The sequence below is a fragment of the Umezakia ovalisporum Ak1311 genome, assembly GCF_029891685.1.
Taxonomy (GTDB): domain Bacteria; phylum Cyanobacteriota; class Cyanobacteriia; order Cyanobacteriales; family Nostocaceae; genus Umezakia; species Umezakia ovalisporum.
This window is the reverse complement of record NZ_JANQDJ010000084.1, coordinates 1-10,088: the sequence shown is the minus strand read 5'-3', so window position 1 is coordinate 10,088 and position 10,088 is coordinate 1. Positions and strand designations below refer to the sequence as shown.

The following is a 10,088-nucleotide window of genomic DNA, read 5'->3' as shown; positions in this document are numbered from 1 at the left end:
GTAGCGGAAACAGAGTAAAAAGAGGTTTGTTTAGAAATAAGCAAGGAATAAAAATAAACGCTGACTGCAACGGAGCAGCCAATATTATTCGTAAAGTAGCGATGATGTTTAAGTTTGACTTAACCGGAATCAGTAGAGGTTGTTTAAGTCAACCTAAGAAAGTTCTTTTATGGAATATTCAGAAATCCCCGTGTCTTTAGACCGGGGAAGCTTAACAATTTACTCCCTACTCCCTACTCCTTACTCCTTACTCCCTAAAACTCAAACACCGTTTACCTCACTTATATGGGGCGTAAAGTATCTAAATCTGACCTACCTGAAAAAATCTGTCCTGTATGTCAACGTCCCTTCACCTGGCGCAAAAAATGGCAAGATTGTTGGGATGAGGTGAAATACTGCTCAGAACGTTGTCGTCGTCGTCGTTCTCAAGCTCAAAATTAAAGAAACTGCAAAAAACACTATTTCCTAGTTACATTAATGGGGACACACACGCACATAGCCCAAGGGTGATAAATCATGAAGGTGCAACCGAAAGTAATTATTCATGGGGGAGCTGGTAGTTCTCTCCACGGTAAAGGAGGTTTAGAGTCTGTACGCCGTTCACTGCATACCACAGTCGAGGCGGTTTATTCTCTACTGCTGTCAGGGGTAACTGCATCTGAGGCGGTGTTGCAAGGTTGCAGAATGTTAGAAGATGACCCCCGCTTTAATGCTGGTACTGGTTCGGTGCTGCAATCTGATGGTCAAATTCGTATGAGCGCTTCTTTGATGGATGGTACGTTAGGGCGGTTTAGTGGTATAATTAATGTTTCTAGGGTTAAAAATCCCATTGAGCTGGTATTTTTTTTACAAAATTCCCCAGATCGGGTGCTTTCTGACTACGGTGCGGCGGAACTAGCACGGGAGTTACAAGTTCCCACCTACAATGCTTTAACTGATTTAAGGTTGAAAGAATGGATGCAAGAACGCCAGGATAATTTTAAAAGCACTATGGCTGGGGTGGTGGCAGAACCGGAGTTGGCGGAAGCCAGCAATGGTGGACGGGGAACCATTGGTGTAGTTATTTTAGATTCCTATGGGGGCTTGTCTGTGGGTACTTCTACTGGGGGTAAAGGCTTTGAACGCATTGGTAGAGTCAGTGATTCTGCTATGCCGGCAGGTAACTATGCTAGTAAGTATGCCGCAGTTAGCTGTACAGGCATTGGCGAAGATATTATTGATGAATGTCTGGCTGCTAAGGTGGTGGTGCGCGTGGGTGATGGTATGTCTCTCCAAGATTCTATGCAACGCTCGTTTTGCGAAGCTAGCAAGAATCGGCGGGATTTGGGTGCTATTGCTTTAGATGCAACTGGAGCGATATCATGGGGTAAAACAAGTGAAGTGTTACTTGCTGCTTACCACGATGGCCACAGGATTGGTGATACTTTGGAATGGAATAACGGGGAGTTGGTTGGCTGTTGTTAATAAACAGTCAAGTTGCCTCGGGATGAATTAGGTCTAATGATGGGGCGAAAGTGTCTTTCACCCCATGGCTACAGCAGCTTGAATTTCAGCTTAATGGGTTCAATGGTTCACCTATTTTTTACCTAATGGTAAGAATTATTGTTCATCGTTGGTTTTCTGGTGGAGTTTTTTCTGTTCCCAGCTTTGTTTCACTACTTGACGACTACGGGCAATTACTAAAGAATTATCTGGTACATTTTCTGTTATGGTGGAACCTGCAGCTACATAAACGTTGTCTCCTAATGTGACTGGTGCTACTAAAACACTGTTGGAACCAGTTTTGGTGTAGTTACCTATGTAAGTATGATGCTTTTTAACTCCATCATAGTTGGCTGTAATTGTACCAGCACCAATGTTTACCTGGTTCCCTGTGGTGGTGTCACCTAAGTATGATAAGTGTGCAGCGTTTGTGCGATCGCCTAATTGACTGTTTTTGATTTCCACAAAATTACCTACGCGACAATTTGCACCCACTACTGCGTGACCACGCAAATGAGCATAAGGTCCAACTCGGCTTCCTGCTTCAACGATGCTTTCTGTTACTAAGGAATACTTGACTGTGACGTTTTCACCTAGTTGACTGTTTTCAATTAAACTTCCAGGTCCAATGCGACTTCCTGTTTGAATGGTGGTATTTCCTCGTAGGTGGGTTTGAGGTTCAATAATTACGTCTGGCTGTATTTCCACGGTGTCGTCAATGGTGATGCTGTTAGGGTCTATGAGGGTAACACCAGCCATCATCCATTTTTCCTTGATTCGCTTTTGCAAAATTTCGTAGGCTGTTGCTAATTGTAAGCGATCATTGATGCCGAGAATTTCCTGAGAATCTTTTACATCGACAGCCATGACTTTCCCTAGTTGAGTAACAGCATCTGTGAGGTAATATTCCTTCTGGACATTATTAGGTTGTAAATCAGGGAGAATTTTGGCTAATTGTCGCCAATTAAAGCAATAAACTCCGGCATTAATGCAACAATTTTGTTTTTGAATAGCAGTACAGTCCTTGTCTTCCACAATTTTTTGGACGGTATTTTCACTATCACAAAAAACCCGTCCGTAACCTTGAGGTTGATTTAGGTGAGCTGTGAGAATTGTAGCAGCGTTTTGGTGTTCTTGGTGGGTTTGTATGAGCTGTTCAAGGGTTTGGGTGCGTAATAACGGTACATCGCCGTTCAATACCAGTAAATCCCCTGTATAATTTTCAAGGCAGGGTAGTAATTGCTGGATGGCGTGACCAGTCCCTAATTGTTGACTCTGTTCTACAAATTCTAAGTTGGGAAGCTGCATTGCTGCTTTGACTAATTCTTTCTGATATCCCACAATGACAATCCGCTGTGAAGGTGAAAGCGGTTCCACACTGTGGAGGACTCTTTCTATGAGGGTTTTTCCACCCAAGGGATGCAAGACTTTGGGTAGGTGTGATTTCATCCTTGTGCCCCGTCCTGCTGCTAGAATTGCTACAATTACCATACTTTATCTATCAGCTATGAGTATTTTTTTGGTTTGCTGTTATTTTGATATATTTTGGGTCTGCAAATGATATTAGTATTTAACTAATTTTATTTTCTTATGAAAAACAGATACAAAAGCTGACGGTAAGGCAATTTAATTTTTTTCTATATAATTTTTTTGTACATTTGCTAATAGCCAGCGTTTTCGCCAACGGGAAGTGGGTTCTAGTGAACAAGTTTTTTGTTCTTCTTGTCGCCGCATGATTATGATGTGAGGGGGGTCTTGTAATTGGTAATCGCGGTAAGGAATTGCAGCACGAGTTTGTAAATGTTCTTGTTCTTGTTGACAAAGGGGGGGAAGGAATTTTAGAGAAGATGAAGGTGTTGTTTGACTACGCTGTGGATGCGCTGCTACTGTACCAGGACATCGCCTACCAACAGGGGGGGTAGAACTTATTTCTAGTCCAGCAAGTAACAAAGCTCGGCGCACAGCAGCAGCACAAGAGTATGTTGCTAGCAAACCATTACTATGTAGACATTGAGCAACTTTGTCAATAAACTCAACAGTCCATAGCTGAGGACACCGAGGAGGAGAAAAAGAATCTAAAAAAATTGCATCAGCCTTAAAGCCACATTGATGTACTTGTGTAATTGACTTTCTAGCATCATTGATGAGTAGTTTACCTTGAAGACGACTTGTTTGTACTTGCTGCTCAAAAGCTAATGCTGATAAAATTCCTATGTGCGCTGTACCTTCTTCCCTGTTCCCTTTTTTAGAAAAACCTTGGCTACCGTAATCCCAATTATCAAATAGGTGATGGGCTATGGCTGCTTGTGGTACTGCGGGATTAATTTCCAAGCCAATTAACTCTACGTAACAATGGGGATTGACAGACCAAATTGTTTGCAAAGCCGCCGCAGTGTTGTATCCTAGTCCATAACAAATATCCAATAATCGCAGGGTTGGCTTGTGAGCAATTTCCGCTAGTTGAGTAGGAAGGACAAATTTTGAAAAACTTTCTTGTCTGGCTCCAAAGTGGCTGTGAAATGATTCATTAAATTCTCGGGAGATAAAAGTGAATGAATTATCTGCTGTTAACTGGGGAATGAAGTCTTCTAATTCTGACATGGTATTTTTTATGATATATTTTCCCTAACGTATGAATAACCCTAGGTTTTTTGTTTCCCCATCTTGGCTTCTAGAGCATCTTAACCACCCTCTAATTGTAATTGTGGATTGTCGTTTTTCCCTTGCTCATCCAGATTTAGGAAAACAACAATATCAAGAAAATCATATTGAAAATTCTTATTACCTAGATTTAAATCACAATCTTTCTAGTACCGTAAAAAACCATGGTGGTAGACATCCCCTACCTAATATCAATGATTTAGCATTGAAGTTATCAGCAATGAGAGTGGATTTTCAAAAAACTTTAGTTGTAGCTTACGATGATTCTCGCCTTTGCTTTGCGTCTCGTCTTTGGTGGTTATTACGCTACTTAGGACACGAGAAAGTGGTGGTATTGGATGGAGGATTTACAGCATGGCAAAAGCTGGGTTATCCTGTGACAAACATAACTCCACCCGTTGTTGACTCTGGGAACTATTTTGCCCCCAATGTTAACACAGAAATGGTGGTAGATATTGAAGGGGTGAAAAATCGCAAAGATTTACCCACAGTAGCTTTAGTGGATTCCAGAACAAGCGATCGCTACCGAGGAGAGCATGAACCAATAGATAAAATTGCTGGACATATTCCCGGCGCTGTTAACTATCCTTGGTTGGATGTTACAAGTTCCTCTGGTTATTTACTTTCTTCTTCTGAGCAACGCCAACGGTGGGAGAAGTTAGAATGTGCTGAAGAAATTATAGTTTATTGTGGTTCTGGTGTAACCGCCTGTGTCAATTTACTTTCTTTAGCTATAGCCAATATTCATACAGGAAAACTGTATGCTGGTGGTTGGAGTGACTGGATTAGTTACGATTAGGAAAGAAACTAAATTTATCAATTCCTTACATCCCAAGAAGCACCCACCAACCACATCACACCTTATCCACTACCCCCACGCGCAAAGCAACCCGCTTATATTTCCCACTATCATAAGGAATACCTGCGTGCATAACTTGAGAATTATCCCACATTACAAGGTCATTGGGTTTCCATACATGATTATAAATTGGTGTGGATTTGAGGACAATTTGAAATAATTCTTGCCAAAACTCTTTTGCTAAATTTAACTTATCTTCCATACCCACGAGAATTGATGTATCTGAACCTAAATATAATCCCTTTTTTTTAGTTACCTGGTGTGTAGAAACAATAGGATGTAATTTCATGGGTACATTATCTCCTGGTAGATAAGTTCTTGGTGGCAAATGATACATAGACATTAACTCTAGTTGCTGTTGATATTCATGGGGAAGGTTATTGTAAGCTTCTATCATATCCAGGAAAGCTGTTGTGTGGGGTTGCTTATCAATTCCTTCTGGTGGTATTTCTACTCCATACAGCATGACTACATATAAAGCATTCATATCTAGATTATCTGTTTCAGGTAGAAAATCTTTATCATGATGCCATTGCCAAGCAAATTTACCTACAATTTCTTTAGTGTTAATCCCAAAATTTCCTAAAATCGACACACCAGGACTTTGTAAATCTGAATTAACATTTGGGTTGAATTGTTGAGATGGATAATCAAAATTAATTTTACTAAAAGTTTTGTCCGCAAACTTTTTTAACTGTGATGCGGTCAAATGTTGGTTTTTAACAACAACTACCCCATGATGCCAAAGAGCATTTTTTAAACAAGTAATTTCATCATCGGTGATTTCTGTGACATTGGATTTTGGTAGTACTTCTATTCCCAGTCTAGAATATTCTGGCCTTGGGTGAAACTGCATTTTTATTGTTTTTTATAGACATAGTTCTCATCTTCCCTAACTAAGGGAACTGAATTCATCTTCCCAATAGCAGAGTGAGGGAAAATTTTGTTTTTCTCCCTCACCTTCCATGTTCTGTTTTTAACTCTCAAATTAAAACTTACTTTATAAGATAATTAAAGCAATGGACGCTTTGATAAATATTGATACATCCGCCAACGGGCATCTACCTCAGCTTGGCTCTGTTCTAACAAATATTGAGCAATTTCTGGTTTACTTTTAGTCAACATTTTGAAGCGATTTTCTTCATACATCGATTGTACCACAGATTTTTTAGGCGATGGCATATCTAATTGCAGAGGATTTTTACCTTGATTTTCCCATTGTGGATTGTGGCGATACAATAACCAACGACCGGACTCTACCAAAGATTTTTGGTGGTTCATAGCGGTACTCATATTAATACCGTGGGCTATGCAATGGCTATAAGCAATAATTAATGACGGACCATCATAAGCTTCAGCTTCAATAAAAGCTTTGAGGGTATGTTCATCTTTTGCACCCAAAGCTACACTGGCTACGTAAACATTTCCGTAGGTCATGGCCATTAAACCTAAATCTTTCTTGGGTGCGGGTTTACCGTTAGCAGCAAACTTCGCTACTGCTGCTTTAGGCGTAGCTTTAGAGGATTGACCGCCGGTGTTAGAATACACTTCTGTATCCATAACTAATATATTTACATTACGACCACTAGCCAATACATGGTCAATACCCCCAAAATCAATGTCATAAGCCCAACCGTCACCACCAACAACCCAAACGCTTTTCTTAACCAAGTAGTCAGCAAGGGATTTTAACTTTCTGACTTGGGATTGTAAACTAGAATTTTCTTCATCACTGGGAAATTGTTCTAATAATTTCTTCAGCAACTCTACCCGTTCTCGTTGCTCCCAGATATCAGCTTCTGTTTTTTGTTGAGCATTAAGGATAGAATCAACAAGCTTTTCATCCAGATCGGTTGCTAATTGTTGCAATAACTCCGCTGCAAATTCAGCTTGTTTATCTAAAGACAGACGGAAACCAAAGCCAAATTCAGCGTTATCTTCAAACAAGCTATTGGACCATGCGGGTCCACGTCCTTGAGCATTAGTTGTCCAAGGAGTTGTAGGGAGGTTACCTCCGTAAATAGAAGAACAACCTGTGGCGTTAGCAATAATTGCGCGATCGCCAAACAATTGTGACAACAATTTTAAATAAGGAGTCTCCCCGCAACCTCCGCAAGCTCCAGAAAACTCAAACAATGGTTCTTGGAACTGTTGTTGGCGAACCTGGTTAATCTTTAACTTTAATCTATCAGGATTAGGTAATCGTAAAAAAAAGTCCCAGTTTTTACGCTCTTGCTCCCGTAAAGGTAACTGCTGGGTCATATTAATAGCTTTCTGGAAGGGTGCTGATTTATTTTTAGCTGGACAAACATCCACGCAAACACCGCATCCTGTACAATCTTCTGGGGCGACTTGAATAGTAAATCTTTCATAGCCAAAAGACCTATCCTTAGCATCCACTGATTTAAAATTAACAGGTGCATTAATTAACTCATTTAGAGGATAAACCTTAGCACGGATAGCACTATGGGGACAAACCATTACGCATTTATTGCACTGAATGCAGATATCCGGTTCCCACTCAGGTATTTCTTCAGCAACATTACGTTTTTCCCACTTAGCTGTACCGGTAGGAAAAGTGCCATCAGGTGGTAATGCACTTACTGGTATATTATCACCACGCCAAGCTATTATTTCTCCCAAAACATTTTGGATAAAATCCGTAGCATTGTCTAGTAAATTAGGACTGGAAGTGACAAAGTTTGAACTTTGAATTTTTGAAGGTATATCTACCCTTTGTAAATTACGAAGGGTATTATCCACTGCTTGCAAATTCTTCTCGACAATTTCCGCACCCTTTTTACCGTAAGTTTTTTCAATAGCTTCTTTAATTTTAGTAATTGCTGTTCCTTGGGGTAATACCTTCGCTAAAGCAAAAAAACACACTTGCATAATAATGTTAATTTTTCCACCCATCCCACACTGGCGAGCAACTTCATTAGCATTAATAATATAAACTTGAAGTTCTTGGTCTATAATTTGCCGTTGTACTTTTGTGGGTAAATAGCTCCAAACATTATCAGCATTATAAGGACTATTAAGCAACAAAGTTGCCCCAAAGGTCGCAGCTTGTAATATATCGATGCGTTCCATAAGTCCCCAATGATGACAACCAATAAAATTGGCTTGATTAATAAGATAAGTTGAGCGAATGGGACGAGAACCAAAACGCAAATGAGAAACCGTCATGGAACCAGACTTTTTTGAATCATAGACAAAATAGCCTTGGGCGTAATTCTCAGTTTCTTCCCCAATAATTTTAATAGAATTTTTGTTAGCACCTACAGTACCATCGGACCCTAATCCATAGAATATAGCGCGGATGACATTATCTGGTTCAATAGAAAAATGGCGGTCAAATTCAAGGGAAGTATGACTAACATCATCATCAATACCAACAGTAAAATGATTTTTTGGTTGTGGTTGAGCCAGATGGTCAAAAATAGCCTTCACCATCCCCGGAGTAAACTCTTTAGAGGAAAGACCGTAACGACCACCAACAATAACTTTAGGCTTTTCTTCGTCCCAAACTTCATGAATAGCAGCAACTACATCTAAATACAACGGTTCTCCCGGGCTTCCTGGTTCTTTAGTGCGGTCAAGAACTGCTATTTTTTGTGTACTTTTAGGTAAAACACCAACAAATCTTTCCACATCAAAAGGGCGGTATAGCCGCACCTTCACCACTCCCACCTTTTCCCCTTGGGTGTTGAGATAATCTACTGTTTCATGAACTGTTTCACAACCCGAACCCATAATAACAACCACTCGACTAGCATCACTAGCACCGTGATATTCATAAATGTGATAATATCTCCCTGTCAATTCACCCAATTCATTCATTAAGCGTTGGACAATGGCGGGAGTGGCCTTGTAGTAAGGGTTAGCACCTTCACGGGATTGGAAAAAAACATCGGGATTTTGGGCTGTTCCCCGTAGCAAAGGACGGTCTGGAGTCAGACACCGGGCGCGATGAAGTTCAATAAAATCTTCCTTAATTAGCGATCGCATTTCATCATCTGATAACAATTGGATTTTTTGCACCTCATGGGATGTGCGGAATCCATCGAAGAAATGCATAAACGACACCCGTGTTTCTAAAGAAGCTTCTTGAGCAAGGAAAGCAAAATCATGGCTTTCTTGGACTGAAGCCGAACAGAGCATAGCAAAGCCAGTAGCACGGGAAGCCATGACATCAGTATGGTCACCGAAAATAGATAAAGCGTGAGTAGCAACAGAGCGAGCAGCAACATGAATTACAGTGCTGGTTAACTCTCCGGCGATTTTGTAAAGATTGGGTATCATTAATAATAGTCCCTGAGAAGCAGTAAAAGTGGTACTCAGAGAGCCTGTTTGTAATGCGCCATGTACAGCACCAGCCGCACCGCCTTCGCTTTGCATCTGGACAACCCTGGGAACAGTATTCCAGAGATTTCGCTGATTTGCACCCACCCAAGTATCCGCCCATTCACCCATTGCCGAAGAAGGTGTGATAGGATAAATGGCGATGACTTCATTTAACTTGTAAGCAACACGAGCAACAGCTTCGTTTCCGTCAATAGTTGCAAAGGTTTTGTTCATGTAGTTTGTGTTTTTTGTTGAAGAATTGTATATTTTTCTAAATCACCCATAAAAAAGCGACATAGAGGATTTTATCCCCAGTTTTCAATAGAATTAGGGGATATTGTAAGCAACTCCAGCTATTAATTAAAGATTATTTATTATTCTCCCCCGGAGACTTATATTCTCAATATTAACTTTTGGTATATACTTCTATGTGCTTAATATTAATAGTGTACTCATATTTTGCAGACTTTTATTGTCATAGGTTTCAAGTATTTTTTTCCAACCCACGGGGTGGGGGTGCGGGAATTATCAGAATTTCAACAAAACATGAAGCATTGTACAAAAATATTTCTACAAAAAATACAAATTAATTAAATCTGTATCAGAAATGTTGAATGTCGTTACAAAACTTTACATAGTTAGATATAGTAGTCCTATCAAAGGTGAAAATGTCAACATCTCATAATATCTTCCATCCAATGAACATAACTGATTTGTTGACACATACAAGCTTGAAGGT

Annotated in this window: 7 protein-coding genes and 1 pseudogene; 4 read left to right on the top strand and 4 right to left on the bottom strand. The window is 40.1% G+C overall.

The genetic code is table 11. From position 1 onward, the window contains the following. From NWP25_RS16615 to NWP25_RS16605, 3 genes and pseudogenes are all read left to right on the top strand, one after another. Positions 1 to 200: pseudogene (locus NWP25_RS16615) on the top strand (RNA-guided endonuclease TnpB family protein); the annotation flags it as partial. Between the two features lie 85 nt (positions 201 to 285). After that, entirely contained in the window at positions 286 to 441 is a 156-nt protein-coding gene (locus NWP25_RS16610) for a DUF2256 domain-containing protein (protein WP_280649769.1), read from the top strand. Positions 442 to 516: 75 nt separating this feature from the next. Further along, complete coding sequence (locus tag NWP25_RS16605; protein ID WP_280649770.1) at positions 517 to 1,464, top strand: isoaspartyl peptidase/L-asparaginase; 948 nt, start codon at positions 517 to 519, stop codon at positions 1,462 to 1,464. Between the two features lie 135 nt (positions 1,465 to 1,599). Here NWP25_RS16605 and glmU read toward each other — a convergent pair whose 3' ends face one another. Both glmU and NWP25_RS16595 read right to left on the bottom strand, forming a co-directional pair. Further along, positions 1,600 to 2,973: a bifunctional UDP-N-acetylglucosamine diphosphorylase/glucosamine-1-phosphate N-acetyltransferase GlmU gene (glmU, locus tag NWP25_RS16600; protein WP_280699821.1), complete on the bottom strand. Its 1,374-nt coding sequence runs from the start codon at positions 2,971 to 2,973 to the stop codon at positions 1,600 to 1,602. Positions 2,974 to 3,108: 135 nt separating this feature from the next. Beyond that, entirely contained in the window at positions 3,109 to 4,083 is a 975-nt protein-coding gene (locus tag NWP25_RS16595) for a tRNA (5-methylaminomethyl-2-thiouridine)(34)-methyltransferase MnmD (protein ID WP_280687529.1), read from the bottom strand. Positions 4,084 to 4,114: 31 nt separating this feature from the next. Between NWP25_RS16595 and NWP25_RS16590 the strand changes: the two genes are divergently transcribed. Next, positions 4,115 to 4,942: a sulfurtransferase gene (locus NWP25_RS16590; protein WP_280649773.1), complete on the top strand. Its 828-nt coding sequence runs from the start codon at positions 4,115 to 4,117 to the stop codon at positions 4,940 to 4,942. A gap of 55 nt (positions 4,943 to 4,997) precedes the next feature. Here NWP25_RS16590 and NWP25_RS16585 read toward each other — a convergent pair whose 3' ends face one another. Both NWP25_RS16585 and nifJ read right to left on the bottom strand, forming a co-directional pair. Next, entirely contained in the window at positions 4,998 to 5,858 is an 861-nt protein-coding gene (locus NWP25_RS16585) for a TauD/TfdA dioxygenase family protein (RefSeq protein WP_280649774.1), read from the bottom strand. A gap of 155 nt (positions 5,859 to 6,013) precedes the next feature. After that, on the bottom strand, positions 6,014 to 9,583 hold the full coding sequence (gene nifJ, locus NWP25_RS16580) for a pyruvate:ferredoxin (flavodoxin) oxidoreductase (protein WP_280649775.1): 3,570 nt from the start codon (positions 9,581 to 9,583) through the stop codon (positions 6,014 to 6,016). Positions 9,584 to 10,088 lie beyond the last annotated feature (505 nt).

Excerpts from the sequence above, each read along its gene's own strand:
- nifJ (WP_280649775.1), bottom strand. The coding sequence starts at position 9,583 with ATGAACAAAACCTTTGCAACTATTGACGGAAACGAAGCTGTTGCTCGT.
- glmU (WP_280699821.1), bottom strand. The coding sequence starts at position 2,973 with ATGGTAATTGTAGCAATTCTAGCAGCAGGACGGGGCACAAGGATGAAA.
- NWP25_RS16605 (WP_280649770.1), top strand. The coding sequence starts at position 517 with ATGAAGGTGCAACCGAAAGTAATTATTCATGGGGGAGCTGGTAGTTCT.
- NWP25_RS16585 (WP_280649774.1), bottom strand. The coding sequence starts at position 5,858 with ATGCAGTTTCACCCAAGGCCAGAATATTCTAGACTGGGAATAGAAGTA.
- NWP25_RS16595 (WP_280687529.1), bottom strand. The coding sequence starts at position 4,083 with ATGTCAGAATTAGAAGACTTCATTCCCCAGTTAACAGCAGATAATTCA.
- NWP25_RS16590 (WP_280649773.1), top strand. The coding sequence starts at position 4,115 with ATGAATAACCCTAGGTTTTTTGTTTCCCCATCTTGGCTTCTAGAGCAT.
- NWP25_RS16610 (WP_280649769.1), top strand. The coding sequence starts at position 286 with ATGGGGCGTAAAGTATCTAAATCTGACCTACCTGAAAAAATCTGTCCT.